This window comes from Dolichospermum sp. DET69, assembly GCA_017355425.1.
GTDB lineage: Bacteria > Cyanobacteriota > Cyanobacteriia > Cyanobacteriales > Nostocaceae > Dolichospermum.
Genome location: CP070234.1, coordinates 173145 through 189549, shown reverse-complemented (window position 1 = coordinate 189549; position 16405 = coordinate 173145). Strand labels below are relative to the sequence as shown.

Sequence of the window (16405 nt, the reverse complement as noted above, 5' to 3'; positions counted from 1 at the left end):
TAACCAGAAGGCTCTGAAATATATTGTAAATGTTTTTTTGTATTGGAACAATAATATATCGCTTTATTTTAGCATTTTTGGCAAATAAGACTGACGATAATTATTCTTAGCCATCAGCCTAGCTTCACGCCTTGTCCAACATTTTTGTAAAGGTACATCAGCTAATCTTTGAAGCAGCATAAACACACTATTATCTCCTGTCAACTTAGCAATTGTTTGAGCAATAACCTTACAACAATTCCAAGGATGATGCACCACCTGAATCTCTGCAAATCTGATTACACCCCAATTCCGTTCTAAGAAAAATCGGTTACGAATTTTATCATCATCAACATCAATACAGTGGTGAGGTTTACCCTTGTCTCCAGTATAAGGTTCATCAATCTCTATATCGAGAGCTAACCCAGATGAGTGATGATAAAAGATAAAATCAGCCGAGTAGCGGAGAGAAAAACCTGGAATTTCAAACTCAACCGCTTGACAAATCAAATTTCCAGAAAAAGCCGCCAGTAAATGCCGAAAAAACTGCTTTTTACTCACACCTTGCTTGGCTGTACTCTTATCATTTGGTAATGCCACACATCCTTGAAATGAAGCTTTGAGATGCTTCTGTTCTTGATTACCACCAATAAACCGTCTAGCTAAGGGTGGATAAAGAATAACGGGATAATAACCACTAGACATAACCACACTTTTTATAAAAATTCACCAATCAAAAAGCAGTGGAATTAAGTAATAGTTAAAAACTATCCAATCTAATATCTTTCCAAATATCAGAAACCTGCCATCCCGTCTTGCCAACAGATAGAATTACAGGATTAACACGCATTGGCACATAGTTAGGCTCTTGATACTCTTTATCTCGTTTTAGCTGTTCTTCAACTGCTATTTCCTCTATTTTATTAATAAAATCAACTTGCAGATTTGGCTCTTTTGTTTTATCTATAATTTGTGTTTCTTGAAGGAGTTTGTCAGATTTTTTGATGAGTTTCATATTTAGTGGCAGATGTAACTTTTGATATTTACGAAATCATGAATAGTTGATACCAACTTAACTCAAAAACTTTAAGTTTTAGTTGAATATTAACATGGGTAGATGCGCTAACGCGCTCAAAATGATGGCGTTATGCAACCAAAACAATGCAACAACTAACAGTAATTGTAACAGAAAGTATAACAACAATGAAACCTAAAATTATTGCCATTCCTGAGCAAAATCCTCAAGTGACACAAAAGGTTACTTCAGATTTATTACTCGACACTAATTTAGATGTAGGTATGATAGCTATTCTCAACCAAATTGAAGCTGAACACGAATACTATCAAAGTTGTGGAGAGTGGTAATCATGGTTTTATCACTCGCTCAACAATCCTTAGCAGGACTCTCTCAAACTGCTGCTCATCTTTGGGAACAACTAACTAATTGTCAAACTACCGAAGAAGAATCTGCTATCATCACCGCTATTTGGGAAACTCAAGAAGTTCAATCAGAAGCTATTGATATTCAAGCTGAATTGGCATTACAACTAGATGCAGAAATAGCTGCTGTTAAGCAACGACTAGAACATCTCAAAGCTGTGCATCAATCAGCACTTTTAAGACTAGAACGCTGGCGACAGAAATTAGATGAAACTATTTTAGAACAAAATGCCATAGGAATTCTACCTGAACAAATGATTGGTAATTCACTTCGCATTACGATTAAAGAAAATCCACCAAGTTGTGATGTAGTAGTAGATGCAGAAAAATTACCTCCAAAATACCGCAGAGAAAAGACTGTTTACTCAGCAGATAAAAAAGCGATTATTGCTGCTTGGAAGAAAGGAATTCCAGTAGATGGTACTCGTGTTGAACGTAAGCAGCGGGTTGTTTATGCTTTGACAGCCACGGCAATTCAAGACTTCAAAGATTCACTATTACCATAGTTATTTATTCCGGTAATCAGGACTTATACAGCTATTGTTGTTGAGGTTGGGAATAGAGTAAGACAATAATTCAAGGGGGAGCAACCCGAAAATGTGAGAGCGAGGTTAAATTATCAATAACTCCAGGTTTTTTTGTTGCAATGCTTTTGCTAGGCATAGCCATCGCAACTTAAAATAGCCTATTTTTGGTCTTAGTTTTCGCACTTCACAAAATGGCGTTGCTCCCCTCACTACTAATTAATTCAAGAGTGATTTTAATCAAACAAACCAGCCCGTAAGGCGATGACAGCAGCTTGGGTGCGGTGACTGGCAAAAAGTTTGTTTAAAACACCGCGTACATATACTTTTACGCTTCCTAAGCTGATATAGAGTTGATCCGCAATCTCTTGATTGCTGAATCCTTGGACAATTAGTTCCAATACCTCCATTTCCCGATTAGTCAGTGGATTTGCTTTTAGAATACTGGCTTGCTCTGGATCAAGCGCAAAAATTGGCACTGTTTGAGCAATATTTAATTTTACCGTAGGTATTTTCAATTGACGAATATGTTTGAGAACAATACGAGCGATTACCGGATCAATCCAAGAATAACCCTCATAAGTCATGTACAGTGCTTCTAATAGCAACTCAAACTTAGTGGTTTTAACACAGTAAGAATCTGCCCCAGATGCAAAAGCTGCTAAGACCATTTTTTCTTGAGCAAAAGAAGTGAGCATCATGATCTTCGTTTGCGCTGCTGTTTCTGGTGGCATAGATTGTCGAAACCGCTGCACTAATGTTATCCCATCCATATCTGGTAAGCGAATATCAACAATAGCAATATCTGGTTTAGTATTCTGAAGCAATTTTAGACCAGCAGCAGCAGTATTTGTGTCTCCTATCACTTGAATATTCTTTTGCTCATTCAAACAACTACGGATACCTACTCTAGTCAAATTATGGTCTTCGATAATTACCGCTCTAATATTTGCCATTACCTACCTCAACAACTAGCTAAATGTACTCTTTCTAACGTGGGAAATAGTTGACTACAAACGGCTCAGTCTATCGGTTAAATTTTTTAGGATTCTAGCAAAGTCTACCCATTGATGGAGGCAAAATAAGGTATAACAGCAAAAAATCTATCTATTGATATAGATAAAGCAAAAAATCATATCAAAAAATATGCCTATTGACGTAGGTAAAATTTAAAGTTTTAGTGAAGAAAGCCGATTTAAGTGTTAAGATTCATTAAAGAAAAGAAATAGCCAACTTGATTTAAATAAATCTACTGGTATTTGTATGACACCTTTCTCTTGGAACTCAAGTTCAACAGAAAGTATCCTTTTGGTAGATGACTCAACCAAGAATGTTTGTGTACTAAAATCTACTCTCAAGCAAGAAGGATACACGGTAACAGTAACAGATAGCGATAGTGAAGCCTTAATTAAGATTGTCGAATCTCCACCTGATTTAGTCCTATTAGATACGTTCACTCCAAGTATTGATGGCTATGAAATCACTCGACAGATCAAGCAGAATTCCCATTTACCTTTCATACCTGTGTTACTCGTTACCAATTGTGACGAGTCCTCTTTCATTCAAGGTTTACAGGCTGGTGCTGATGACTTTTTGATTAAGCCTGTAGAACAAAAAGAATTGTTGGCAAAAGTGCGTTCGCTCTTGCGACTAAAACACAGTATCAATCACCGAGATATAATTACCCAGCAATGGTGCGAAGATTTTGTGATTAATATGACTCACGATTTACGCACTCCTTTAACTTCAGCAATTCAAATGCTAAAAATGCTGAAGAAAGGAACTTTTGGGGATAATCTCTCAGAAATGCAGGGATATCTCCAACAAATTACCGAAAGTAATCAAACGCTATTGGATATGGTTGAAAATATTCTCGATGTTTATCAATATGAAGCAGGTAATAAAGAGTTAGAGTTTTTTCCTGTAGATTTGTGCGAGTTAAGCCAAAAGGTAGTGCAGGAACTCAAACCTTTGGCTGTGATGAAAAACTTGACTCTGACAACAACATTCAACAGGCAACAATCATCATTATTAAGAGTCAGGGGTGATAGGATAGAATTATACCGATTGCTGATTAACTTAGTTGGCAACGCTATTCGTTTTACAGATAGCGGTTCAGTAGAAATTCAGCTTCATCGCCATCATCAATACGTAACAATTGTAGTAAAAAATACAGGTATTGGCATCAGTGAATCAGAACAAGTAGGTTTATTTGAACGCTTTCGACAGGGCAAACACCAGCGCCGGGGGAATGGTCTAGGATTATATTTGTCTCTTCAAATTGTTGAAGCCCATCAGGGAAATATCTCTGTGGAATCGACCGTAGGGGAAGGCAGTATTTTTACAGTTTATTTACCTATATCAACAGCTTCTTTGTGATCAGGACTTGATATCAAAATAATAGGGAAAAGAATCGGTGGGAAACTAACTGATTTTAAAAAACTCCACAGCAAAGATGCTTATTCCTACTTTTGACTACGAAACACTACATTATTTTGGGATTAGAAGGAATGACATTAGATCAGTCCACACTCTTCTTCAGCAATAGTTAGTAACTTTTCTTGCAGTGGTGTCAAACATGGTTGATATCGTTTACTTAAACCAGCTAGTAGCCAAATAACAGCATCATCAATATTCCTCATTCGATGCAATCTGACAAGACGTTGACACAATTGCTGCATATATTGGCTATCACTCTCAGAATAATCCAACGGCTTCAGGTTTTCCATCTTCACTAGATACTCTCCATCCCATGTAATAATTGTGTAGCTAAAATTGCCGACATGAGTAATAATTCCCCAACAACCGTTTTTGCCCTTGAGTTCTAAATCATCTTTAGGGAGAATTTCACACACTTGCCCTAAATAGTGGGTGTTAGGTAAATTCGGTTGCTCCTGTAATTTGTCCACAATACTTTTAACAATGCGTCCTGATGGTACTTTACCACCTGCCGCCTCTACTGCTTCTTGCCAACATCTAACTTGTTCCTCTGCTTCTAATTTTGTCAATGGTCGCACTTGTCCTTCTGCTGTTGGCAAAATGTCCACAATTTGTGGACATTCTTCTAGGTTGTCCACAACACTAGCTGCGTCAATAAGTTGGTAGGAACGGGAACGGTTATAGCTAAACCTGTCTTTGCAGTATTCGTCAAAAGTTTTGTGGGAGTTGCGATATAGTTTTCTGTCTCTCAATTGTCTCAAGGCTTTTCCAGCTTCGGAGAACGCCCTCTCTACTTGACGCTCTAACCGGAAGCGATCGCCCTCTTCTTCTTTAGTTAGTTCTTTAGTAGTAAATATTGCTATCGTAGTATTAACAGCATCACCATTTTTAGCATCAACAGCCAAATTCTCACTGATAACAGTGGTAGTCTTGTCAAGCGGCGCATTAACCATATCACTTGCGTTCCTGGTTAGTTATTTTCATAATTATAACGTAGTACCACGCAATTAAAGTATCTGGCTTAGAAGTATTTGTCTGATGCTAATTGCGATATAATTGAGATTGTCGTTATAAGTGTGCAACTAATGGCGAGACCTGGTGGTAATCCCGATTTTGGAATCAAGTATCGCTTTGACTATGGCAGAGACGAGCCACTTTCAGAACAAGTGAAAGTATTGATGCATCCACAGATGAAACAGCATCTGAAAAATCTGGCTGATCTAGAAAAATGCACAGTACCTGATTTGATTCGTGAAGCGATTGAGCAATATTTGGTTGCTAAACAAACAACTAAACTAAGTTAATAGAATTGATATAATCGTCCTGTTCGTTTTGAGGACTTTTACCTCTCGCTATATTTACTGGCAATTTTAGATTAAAAAAATTTGGTAAAAGCCCCGTCCTTCAGTGCAGAAAAATACTCGCCGCGCTGCGTATGCTTCGCTAACGTCAATCCCAAATCCATTTTCTTCGAGCTTCTACACTTTAGAGTGGAGTTAATCCAAAATCGTTCGACTGAGCGAAGTCGAAGTCCAAAATACGCGCTGCGCTAACGTCAATCCAAAATCGAGTGACCCCTACCATATATTTTTATGATTATTGCCTTTACAAATCAAAAAGGTGGCGTAGGCAAATCAACTGCGGCTGTTCATCTGGCCTATTGGTTTAGTCAACGCCAAAAAACACTAATGGTTGATGCCGATGCCCAACAAAGTAGTTCCGTCTGGGCTAAATCTTTAGGTCTGGTTTACCAAGTCATTCAAGACCCAGAAGAGTTGTTTGAAAAAATTCCTGACTTAGCTATCCAGTATTCAGCCTTGGTGATTGATGCTCCTGGTTCACTTTCTGAAACTACTAAAGCAATACTGGCTCGTTGTGATATTGCTTTAGTTCCCTGCCAACCTTCTGGCTTAGATTTACACAGCAGTCATAAAATTTTGCGTTTTATCAAACACGCGACTGAATTGCGCTCTGGTTATCCAAAAGCTGCTTTATTTTTGAGCCGAGCCACCAAAGGTACAGTCTTAGAGAGAGAAGCTAGAGAAGCTCTGATTGCCACAGGAACCCATTTACTAAAAACTGCTATCTATCAAAAACAGTGTATCGCTGATGCCCCTGGTCAGGGGTGTACTGTATTTCAAATGTCAGGCAAAGCCGCAACCGAAGCCGCAAGTGATTATGAGGCACTTTTTCAAGAAGCCTTGGAGGTGCTGAATGTCAAGTAAAAGGCGGGAACTCAAAGATTTTTTATATGAAAGCACTGAGCCAACAAAAGATTCACCACTGCCAACAGCAACGGTGGCTTTATCTGCTATTAGTCTGCCCTCTCAACAGCCCCGGCGCTATTTTGATCCGCTCAAGATGGAGCAACTCATTCAATCTGTGAAAGAGCATGGCATTTTAGAAAATCTGCTCATTCGACCAATTTTAAGTCAACCAGGGCAGTATGAATTAGTAGCCGGAGAAAGACGCTATCGGGCAGCGCAAGCTGTGGGATTATTAGAAGTTCCTGTTACCATCCGCACATTAACTGATTCTGAAGCTTTTACCATTGCCCTAGTAGAAAATCTCCAACGGGAAGACCTGAATCCAGTAGAAGAAACTGAAGGTATTTTGCAGCTACTGTCACTGCGATTAGAATCAACTCCAAATGAAGTCACAGCCTTGCTTTATCGGATGTTGAATGATGTTTCCCGATTGACTAATAACGTTATTAGTCAACCAGAATCTGAAGCAATTAAGGCGATATTTACTGATTTAGGGTTGATGGGGTGGGAGTCTTTTGTGAGTAATCGTCTACCTTTACTAAAACTACCTATAGATATTTTAGAGGCGCTGCGTTCCGGGAAAATTGAGTACACCAAGGCCAATGCCATTGCACGGGTGAAGAATGAACAGTTACGCCAAAGTTTACTAGCAGAAGCGATCGCTAGTCGATTATCACTAACTCAAATTAAAGAACGTATCCGTAGTCTTAACGAAACTAAACCTAGCCAGGATACCTCAAATCCTCTCAAACAGCGCATTACATCCATTTTGGGACGAGTGCAAAAAACAAAGGTTTTATCCAATCCCCAAAAGCAAAAACAATTAGAAAAACTGTTATTTCAAATGGAAAATTTACTAGAAGAAGATTGATGTTCGCCCGTGAGTAGCATGAGAACAGGAGTGTATGTTAAGCCAAAAATCCTTGCTGTCATTGATTTTGAGTCGTTGCATTAAAATATAACTTTTCCGGTAATAACAATTTTTATCACAGAAAAAAACCTGAAAGCCTGAATTTACTATGAAAATGAGACCTTGAAAAAGGTATAAATTTTATTGTTATCACATGAATCAGTCGTTAACGTATATTTTGGTTCCATTGCTATTCGCACGCAATATTATACGTTCGTAAAATTACTAACTAAAATTAATTTAGGGTATATTTAGGTGTTTTATAGGGGTTATATATACCCCAAAAAGAGATTAGAGACTTGTATTTATTTCCTTTGACCCCTATGTATAACCTGCTTATAACCTGCATAGGGGTTATATAGGGTCTATATTGCTAAAATAAAATAATTTGGGGTATATATAGGGGTTACTTGTGGGATAAATATACCCTAACGCGAAAATTGAAAATAATTAAACTTTTAGCCCCTATCTAGGGTATATATAGGAGATACTTAGGGTATTTTTGTGCCACCCTTTTTTTGTATCCCACTTGACCCCCATGTCTAACATTCACGCCTTGCAAAAAATCTTTCCAGCAGGATTCGATAACGGTTACGGTAGTCTGAAACTTTTCGTCGATGGATTTGAAGTCGTTCGTATCCCCAGTTATATTTCTACAGCAGAGATGGAAGATGTACCAGGAAGAATCGTTTTAGATGGTGCAGCTTACACCGTGGGAGAATCTGCTTTTCGTACAGGTTATCATTTTGACCGCAATACGGACCACAACGAAAACAAAATTAAAAATGCGCTGTTGATGTTATTTGGTGGATTAGCACATTTGCCACATCGTAAAGCTTGGCATTTAAAATTAGTCGTCAGCTTACATGACATAGGACTGGCAAAAGATTTAAAACAAGCACTCAACGGAGAATATCAACCAATACTTGCGGGCAAAAAATCAGATGTCACCCTAGAAATAATTAAAGTTGTCCCAGAGGGGATGGGTGCATTGTTTGGACATCAACTTCCACCCAAGCTCACTGTCCTAGATTTTGGGAATGGAACCACACTTTATTCTCGTTACAACCAGGGAAAGCGAGAAGTTCATACTCCCTACCCCGCAGGTGTAGAAGTTCTCATCGAAGACATTGCCGAAAAAATGAAACGTCTCAACGGAGGGAAAATCGGCAACACCTCCCAGATTCGATTTTGTTTGGAAAGGGGACATACCAAGTACAGTCGTGACATTGACATCAAAGATATCTACACCAATTGTTTGAAAGATTGGTATGAAAAATTCTTAAAGAAACCCGTAAGCCTGACACTAGATGCCAAGCACCAAGGGGATGAAATTTGGGCAATTGGTGGTGGCTGTTTGTTACCTGGATTTAAGAAGTTATTGGAGAAGAACGGGTTTCAAATTCTGGACAATCCCGTAGAAGCTAATGCCTGTGGATTACTAGAGATGGCAAAAGCCATGATCAACAAAAATCTGTAGTCCTGCTGATTGACTGCCCCTGGCTTGAGTTTGAGGGGTAATAATGCGCGAATTTTGAATCAACCAATTTGAATGGGAACGAAGCCAATGACACCGGAAAAAGTTCGGATTAAAGATAGCTACCGAGAACGTATATTTGCCGAATCACAGCAACTAGATAAAAGTTACTTAGAGACGCTTTACTTTATTATTGATTGCTATTTTGCTTTCAAAAAGGGGGCATTCCCAATGCAACAAATAGTTACACATACCCCAGCTTTCACCCCGATTGCTACAAACCCAAGTCAACAAGACCAGCCCCCTTCAACTCCATCATTACCAGAAAATCCCAAAGATGTTGATGGCGAAACATTTACTCTTGATTTTGATTTGTAACTATTAAGCTGTTACGCATTTGCTTTTTTGCCCAAAAGCCTTACTAGAAGGACTCGTGCGATTCGTTGTTAGCTGAATCACGGTATCCAGCCCGTACATAAGCTAACCAACCCAATCTAGCAATAGAAGAAGGTTGAACTCTCGGTCTGATATGGGTGCAAGTCCCATCTGCCAGACTCAGGTATGACTCCCTATCTGCCTACGATGACCCGACTCGGCTTCGGGAGGTCGAAGCTAGGAACAGGACGCAATCAGACATCCGTTGTGGGGTGACACTGGCGTTAATGGGGAGTTCCCACGGTGAAACAGAGCCTGGAAAAGCAACTTATCGAGAGGCGGGACACAATACAAAAAACCCGACCTCATTGGAGTTAATTCCCGCCGCATCTTAGTCCCATAGCGGTACGAGTCCAGGGATTCCAGTGGTTGAAATGGCTACACCTAACGGAACTAATAATCAACCGAGGGAACGAATAAAAACGGATTGAGGGTCTAAGGGCGGTCGAACCCTACAAGTAGGCTGGACGAGCAGCGGAATTCCCTCAATCCGGGTAGGACAGACCGTAATTGGTCTGAGGTGTTCAGAATACACAAACTGGAGCAGAGCATGATTGGACACAGAGACAACTCTAGTGAATCTTGGAAGACCTTACCCTGGAAGAAATTCCGCCGTAACTTATTCCGCCTACAAAAACGAGTGTACAAAGCGGTTCAAGTTGGAGACAAGCGCAAAGCTAAGTCCCTACAAAAGCTGATTCTGAAATCAACCGCAGCGAGATTAATGGCTATCCGTCAAGTAACACAGCTAAACGCTGGTAAAAAGACCGCAGGAATTGATGGCAAAAAGTCCCTTACCTTTAAGGAACGCTTTGAGCTTAATGAACTGCTAAAAGCATCCGTTAGCAACTGGAAACACCAGGAACTAAGAGAAATACCCATCCCCAAAAAGGACGGTACGATGAGGATGCTGAAAATCCCTACTATTGCAGACAGAGCTTACCAATGCCTTGTCAAATACGCATTAGAACCAGCGCACGAGGCAACCTTCCATGCTAGGAGCTACGGGTTTAGGACGGGACGTTCAGCGCATGACGCACAGAAAATCCTGTTCATAAACCTATGCTCTGCGCGAAATGGAATAGATAAAAGGGTTATAGAACTCGATATCGAAAAATGCTTTGATAGGATAAACCACACCGCCATCATGGATAGACTCATAGCTCCCAAGAGCATAAGACAAGGTATTTTCCGATGTCTCAAAGCCGGAGTCAACCCAGAATTTCCTGAACAGGGAACGCCTCAAGGCGGAGTGGTAAGTCCACTACTAGCTAACATCGCTTTAAACGGCATTGAAAGCATCCACAGATATAAAGATGCCGGAAGTAAAGTAATAGAACCAACAATCCGATACGCGGATGACATGGTGATAATACTCAGACCTCAAGACGATGCCACAGAAATACTTGACAAAATCAGTCAGTTTTTAGCAGAGCGGGGAATGAAAGTCAGCGAGAAAAAGACAAAGCTAACCGCCGCGACAGATGGGTTTGATTTCCTCGGCTGGAACTTTTTAGTCCAGAAAAACGGGAAGTTTAGATGCGCTCCATCAGTGGACAATTTTAAATCTTTTCGCAAGAAAGTAAAATACATCGTCAACAACTCGAATTATGGTGCTACCACAAAGGCTGAGAAATTAGCCCCTGTAGTTAGAGGCTGGAGGAATTACCACCGCTTCTGCAAGATGGACGGGTCAAGAAACTCGTTATTTCACATCCAAAACAGAGCATTTAGGGTATTCAACAAGGAAACTAAACAGAATCGCTATACCAGTAAGCAATTACTAGATAAGGCGTTTCCAGCAGTCCCTTACTCCGAAAACAAACACATCAATGTCAAAGGTGAGAAATCACCTTATGACGGAGATTTAAGTTATTGGAGCGAACGTAACAGCAAGCTCTATAACAACAATACCTCTAAAGCCCTCAAACGGCAAAGCCATAAATGTGGTCATTGTGGTCTTAAAATGCTCAATGATGAGAAGGTACACTTACATCATGTTGATGCCAATCATAACAATTGGAAACCAAACAACCTTCTAGCAATTCATGAAAGCTGCCACGATTATATTCACATGAGCAAAAACGAAAGCTAAGAACATCGGAAGCTGGGTGCAGTGAAAGCTGCACGCCCAGATTTAACAGAGAGGGGCGCGGGATAATACCCGCCCTCGACTCTACCTATGTGACTTGAACCATAATCCAAATTGTGAACCATAACATGAGCCATAAGTAACGCCAAATTAAGCTTTTCGAGCAATAGCAATATAAAACTTTGTAGGCAGGGGGCTTTCTAGCAGGGAGCATGGGGAGGAAAAGTCGTTTTGATTTGGTAAAATTGGATAGCGAACGCGAGTGCGTCCCGGAGGGAACTAGCGCTGCTGCAAGCAGTTCATCTTTTTTGTGGAGTTCTTTTAGCTGCGTCACAGCTTAGAAATACTAGCGATTTATCCTAATTCCTCAAAAACAATATCCTCATAAACCGACTCAATGGGAAAACTTAAATCAATACTTCGTAGCTCGATATTATCCCCCACGTTAGATACAAATTCAGCACTCTGTTCTGGTGGATACCAAATTTTGTAGATACTGCCGTTCTTCTTGACTTAACCGGACAATATAGGTCTTAAGCATAATCAGTTATTAGGATATCTGCTGAGATTTACAGTGAATAGCCCCTCCATTTTCCCTCAAATTCACAATTTTTAGCTTGACAGACCACTACTAGACTTTTTTCCAGAATCATAAATGTTAAAGTTAGCAAATTATACATCATTGACTTTTTTTCTGTTGTATTAGGAAATTAGGGATCTCCTTTTGTTTAATTATTTGACACCTAAATAGGTGTATTACTTATCGCGCTCAATATATTAGTTAATCGTGTTGTAGATACCCAATCCAGGTAGAAAATTCATGAACAAGCTGTTGTGTTTAAAAATATTATGTATGGGATTAGCCAGTATATCCCTAACCCCAGCTACTGCCAGCGCAACAGCAAATGTTGCAATTAAATCGGCACAAAATCATATTGCCAGCAGCCGAGTAGAAGAATTTAACGTAGTAGGTAATGAACCATTTTGGAATATAAATGTTAGCCAAAAAGGTATCGTTTATTCCTGGGTGGCAGATAAAATTAGAAAACAAACCTTTCCTTATGTAAATCCCCAAGCAGCAGACGGACGGCCTTTAGATGTGCTTAGAGTTTATCGCTTACGTGGTGGAGCAGATAATATGCTGATGATTCAGAAAGCTAATGGCTTCTGTAGCGATGGTATGTCAGATAAAAAATATCCCTACACAGCAACTTTAATTTTGGGTAGGACAGTGCGAATAGGTTGCGCTGAGAAAAAATAATTTGCTGAAATTATTTCTATTGGCGAATTTTACTGCTCATCAGAGATACACTTATCATATCTGATTGAGCAGTTGATTGATTTCCAGACATTTTTGTGTAACAGCGATAAGTTTCAGTTTTTAGTTGGGGAAAAAATATGAAATTATCAGATTTATCACCTGAAACTTTAGAAAAAATCAAACTGGTGAGGTGGGATAGGATTATTGAAAAACATGAAGGACCAGAAGATTGGTCATCTGTTTTGCAATATAGCGAACCGGAATTTATGGAAATTGATGGATATCCAGTATTATTACCTATAGATAAATCTCATCACCCCAATATTTCCGTAATCCGTTCTATTTGGGCTGAAGATAAAAAATCACTCACGCTATTTTTATCGGATACCACCTATGAAGATGATCCCTTCTTTTCTGGCTTTATGACAGTTTGTGACCGTCTAAAAAATGAAAACTTCTTTCTAGCAATTTTGTATCATGAATGGTTCATGATTGAAAGACCAGAAATCTTTGATTAATTGATAATTGTTTCGTTTCATTCAAGGCTTCCGCCGTGAGCGTCAGCCGAACGGTTTAAAACTTCCCCTTTTAAGCACATTTAATATTATGATGGAAGTTAACAATGACACTACTGGAAGTATTACAATCACAGTATAGCCTCCAGACAATGGACAGTACATTTGCCAGATGTCATCGTCTTTGGATGATACCAGACAGAATTGGCAATGTTATGGTCAAACAAAAGAACACGCCATTGCCAAATCATGAAACAGACAAAAACTCTGGCAGCAAAATTACTTTTCGGCATGGTTTTAGTAGGAATTTCAGCTTGCAACTTAGCAACAACTGAGTCCGCAAACACTAATAATCAACAAACAGAAACAGCCCAACAAGTCAGCCAACAAACTGCTACTAAAAATCAAGCCTGTACTTTAGTAGAAAATGGCTTCGGTTCCCAAGGACAGGTAAAACTGCGGGTAGAAGAAGTCGTAACAGGTTTAGAAGTTCCTTGGGGAATAGCTTTTCTGCCAAATAGAGATATGTTAGTTACCGAACGACCGGGACGAGTCCGCCTCGTGCGGAATGGTAAACTTATTTCCCAACCAGTAGCTACTATCAATGTCACAGAAAGCGGTGAAGATGGTTTATTGGGTATTGCCACTCATCCTAACTTTGCTAACAACCGATTTTTTTACATTTACTACACTGCTGATCGAAATGGATCACAGGTTAATCGTGTGGAAAGATGGCGACTATCTGAGAATGGACTGAGTGCTTCCCCGGATAAAGTAATTGTTGATAATATTCCCGTAGCACAATTTCATAACGGTGGTCGCATTCGCTTTGGACCAGATGGAATGCTTTACATTGGCACAGGTGATGCCAGAGAACCGCAAAGTTCCCAGGATGTTAATAGCCTTGCTGGTAAAATCCTGCGTGTGACACCTGACGGACAAGTACCCCAAGACAATCCGTTTAGTAAGAATCCTGTCTATATAACTGGGATTCGCAACACTCAGGGGTTTGATTGGCTGGATAAATCGACACTATGGGTGACAGATCACGGACCTAGTGGGGATTTGGGAAGAAGAGGTCACGATGAACTCAGTTTAGCAAAAGCAGGAGACAATCTGGGCTGGCCTACTATCTACCGTTGTGAATCAAAGAAAGGAATGGTTACTCCGTCAATTGTTTGGCGTGAAGCTTTACCTCCTGGTGGGGCAGTAATTTATACTGGCAATTCTATTTCTGAATGGAAAGGGAGCTTAATAATTGCCACTCTTCGTTCTCAACATTTGCAGCGCGTTGTTTTCAACCCCCAGTCTCCCCAACAAGTTGAGCGTCATGAGGTGTATTTGCAAGGTCAATATGGACGGCTGCGAGAAGCAATTATGGGTCCAGATGGTGGTATTGAGCCGAGATACGTGTAAAAACCTGCAAGATGGTCTGGAAACGCCTACTGTGTCTAGCTTTCAACAATTTTCACCCCCATCCTTATAAGGTTTTCCACACAGAGGACAAAACTTATACCTCAACGACACCACCAACTCACCACAATTAGTACAACTAGACCGTAATTGCGTACCGCATAGATAACAAAACCTAGCCCGAACATTTCCCCACATCGAATCTACAGCACCACCAGGATTCCAACATTGGGGGCAAAACTTAATTGCTGCCATTGCCACAACCTCTTCCCCCCTGACAACAGCCTGCAAATACTCAACAGGCACAGATAAAGCTAAAGCAAGTCCGCCAAGAGTTTTATGGCTGAGTTTCCTTGTCAATCCCCGTTCAATCTTCCCCACAGAACGAGAATGAATACCAGCCGCATTCGCCACCTCAAACTGAGTTAAATTGAGTTCCTTTCTCATCCGCAAAACATAGTCGGACAGAGATTCTCTTGGTTTTGGAGTTTTAAAAGTATCCATAAAACGCTGCCAATATTTCTCCCTAAAAGATATATAATTTAGGAATAAATAACCTTGCTAAAAACACACAAATTTCCGTGAAGCAAGCTGTCACATTAGCCACCGTTGCCGTCAAATTTCTAGAACGGACTGGAGTAGCACCCAGTACCATAAAAACCTACGAACTAACCCTCTTAAACTTCCTGGCAAAGTATGGAAGTTGGCCAATCGAAATAATCAGTAAGCAAACATTAATCGAGTATCTAGATAGTCTCTCACATTTAAAATACACAACCCACCACAAGCATCAAGCAATACTGCAAAGTCTATTTAACTTTGCCGTCCAACAAGATTATATAAAAATCAACCCAATTCAGGGATTAAAACAGCGTCCCCCACAACGAGAAAAAGGTGAACATAAAAGTGATACTCCTATAAGATATCTAACATCAGACCAGCTAAATATCCTCTATACAGCAACCAAAGATAACCTGCGGCTGTCAGCAATAATTCATCTATTGCATCGCACAGGATGCCGAATAGGAGAGCTTTTAGCCCTGAATTTATCAGACATAGACATCAAAAATCAGAAATTTCAGGTATTGGGAAAAGGCAACAAACAAAGGTGGTGCTTTTATAGCAATGATGCCGCCCAATCACTAAATAAATATTTCCAACACACACGACATCAAAATATTAACGCATTGTTCACAGCACAACATCCAGTTACCCTCAAAGTCAGTAGAATTAGCTATCATACATTGCATGATTATTGGCGAGAAATTACCAATACAAATCCCGAATTAACCGGGGTACGCATTCATGATTTACGCCATACTTATGCTACAGAACGAGTAGGATTAATCAGCATAGAAGAATTACGTTCACTCATGGGACATGAAAGCATTCAAACCACATTACGCTACCAGAAAGTTACCTCCCAAAAAGCCGAATCAGCCGCCCGTCATGCCTTAAATATGCTGATTAATCCAGAACTACAAAGCTGAACTGAGTCACCAGATAATTCATAATTATTGACAACTTTTTGAGCTAAAAAACAGCATTTTTATCGGCATTGTTAATTTCTACCCAAAAGAATATAAAATACTCTTTGGTAGGAGAGTGAGGGATAAAACCATTTTGGGTAATCTTAGTATTATATGAGACTCG

18 protein-coding genes are annotated in these 16405 nt (G+C 39.8%); 13 read left to right on the top strand and 5 right to left on the bottom strand.

Annotated features, from left to right (window positions below; all coding sequences use genetic code 11):
• Positions 1–63: 63 nt before the first annotated feature.
• Positions 64–684: a hypothetical protein gene (locus EZY12_27515; protein ID QSX70941.1), complete on the bottom strand. Its 621-nt coding sequence runs from the start codon at positions 682–684 to the stop codon at positions 64–66.
• Positions 685–739: 55 nt separating this feature from the next.
• A complete protein-coding gene (locus EZY12_27510) occupies positions 740–994 on the bottom strand; it encodes a hypothetical protein (protein ID QSX70940.1) in 255 nt (84 codons plus the stop codon).
• Positions 995–1140: 146 nt separating this feature from the next.
• Here EZY12_27510 and EZY12_27505 point away from each other — a divergent pair, with 146 nt between their 5' ends.
• Positions 1141–1344, top strand: coding sequence for a hypothetical protein (locus EZY12_27505; protein ID QSX70939.1), 204 nt, complete (start codon positions 1141–1143; stop codon positions 1342–1344).
• Positions 1345–1346: 2 nt separating this feature from the next.
• Positions 1347–1925 (top strand): siphovirus Gp157 family protein, encoded by a 579-nt coding sequence (locus EZY12_27500; GenBank protein ID QSX70938.1) that lies wholly within the window; start codon positions 1347–1349, stop codon positions 1923–1925.
• A gap of 254 nt (positions 1926–2179) precedes the next feature.
• Here EZY12_27500 and EZY12_27495 read toward each other — a convergent pair whose 3' ends face one another.
• Positions 2180–2899, bottom strand: coding sequence for a response regulator transcription factor (locus EZY12_27495; GenBank protein ID QSX70937.1), 720 nt, complete (start codon positions 2897–2899; stop codon positions 2180–2182).
• A gap of 307 nt (positions 2900–3206) precedes the next feature.
• Here EZY12_27495 and EZY12_27490 point away from each other — a divergent pair, with 307 nt between their 5' ends.
• Positions 3207–4322: a hybrid sensor histidine kinase/response regulator gene (locus EZY12_27490; protein ID QSX70936.1), complete on the top strand. Its 1116-nt coding sequence runs from the start codon at positions 3207–3209 to the stop codon at positions 4320–4322.
• A 137-nt stretch (positions 4323–4459) separates the two neighbouring features.
• Here EZY12_27490 and EZY12_27485 read toward each other — a convergent pair whose 3' ends face one another.
• A complete protein-coding gene (locus tag EZY12_27485; protein QSX70935.1) occupies positions 4460–5335 on the bottom strand; it encodes a hypothetical protein in 876 nt (291 codons plus the stop codon).
• Positions 5336–5467: 132 nt separating this feature from the next.
• Between EZY12_27485 and EZY12_27480 the strand changes: the two genes are divergently transcribed.
• From EZY12_27480 to EZY12_27440, 9 genes are all read left to right on the top strand, one after another.
• Positions 5468–5686 (top strand): CopG family transcriptional regulator, encoded by a 219-nt coding sequence (locus EZY12_27480; protein ID QSX70934.1) that lies wholly within the window; start codon positions 5468–5470, stop codon positions 5684–5686.
• A 288-nt stretch (positions 5687–5974) separates the two neighbouring features.
• Positions 5975–6607, top strand: a complete 633-nt coding sequence (locus EZY12_27475) for an AAA family ATPase (GenBank protein QSX70933.1) — start codon at positions 5975–5977, stop codon at positions 6605–6607.
• Positions 6597–7520 carry a ParB/RepB/Spo0J family partition protein gene (locus EZY12_27470; GenBank protein QSX70932.1) on the top strand — a complete coding sequence of 308 codons (924 nt, stop codon included), beginning with the start codon at positions 6597–6599 and terminating at the stop codon, positions 7518–7520. The genes EZY12_27475 and EZY12_27470 overlap by 11 nt, the downstream gene beginning before the upstream one ends.
• A 577-nt stretch (positions 7521–8097) precedes the next feature.
• On the top strand, positions 8098–9039 hold the full coding sequence (locus tag EZY12_27465) for a ParM/StbA family protein (protein QSX70931.1): 942 nt from the start codon (positions 8098–8100) through the stop codon (positions 9037–9039).
• 87 nt (positions 9040–9126) lie between these two features.
• Positions 9127–9414, top strand: a complete 288-nt coding sequence (locus tag EZY12_27460; GenBank protein QSX71027.1) for a hypothetical protein — start codon at positions 9127–9129, stop codon at positions 9412–9414.
• A 607-nt stretch (positions 9415–10021) separates the two neighbouring features.
• Positions 10022–11566 (top strand): reverse transcriptase N-terminal domain-containing protein, encoded by a 1545-nt coding sequence (locus EZY12_27455; GenBank protein QSX70930.1) that lies wholly within the window; start codon positions 10022–10024, stop codon positions 11564–11566.
• A gap of 850 nt (positions 11567–12416) precedes the next feature.
• Entirely contained in the window at positions 12417–12824 is a 408-nt protein-coding gene (locus EZY12_27450) for a hypothetical protein (protein QSX71026.1), read from the top strand.
• 137 nt (positions 12825–12961) lie between these two features.
• On the top strand, positions 12962–13342 hold the full coding sequence (locus EZY12_27445) for a hypothetical protein (protein QSX70929.1): 381 nt from the start codon (positions 12962–12964) through the stop codon (positions 13340–13342).
• Between the two features lie 246 nt (positions 13343–13588).
• Positions 13589–14755, top strand: a complete 1167-nt coding sequence (locus EZY12_27440; protein QSX70928.1) for a PQQ-dependent sugar dehydrogenase — start codon at positions 13589–13591, stop codon at positions 14753–14755.
• Positions 14756–14797: 42 nt separating this feature from the next.
• On the opposite strand, the gene EZY12_27435 is transcribed toward EZY12_27440, so the two are convergent.
• The gene (locus EZY12_27435; GenBank protein ID QSX70927.1) at positions 14798–15256 is read right to left on the bottom strand and encodes a zinc ribbon domain-containing protein; all 459 of its coding nucleotides are present in this window, start codon (positions 15254–15256) and stop codon (positions 14798–14800) included.
• Between the two features lie 77 nt (positions 15257–15333).
• Here EZY12_27435 and EZY12_27430 point away from each other — a divergent pair, with 77 nt between their 5' ends.
• Entirely contained in the window at positions 15334–16242 is a 909-nt protein-coding gene (locus tag EZY12_27430) for a tyrosine-type recombinase/integrase (protein QSX70926.1), read from the top strand.
• Positions 16243–16405 lie beyond the last annotated feature (163 nt).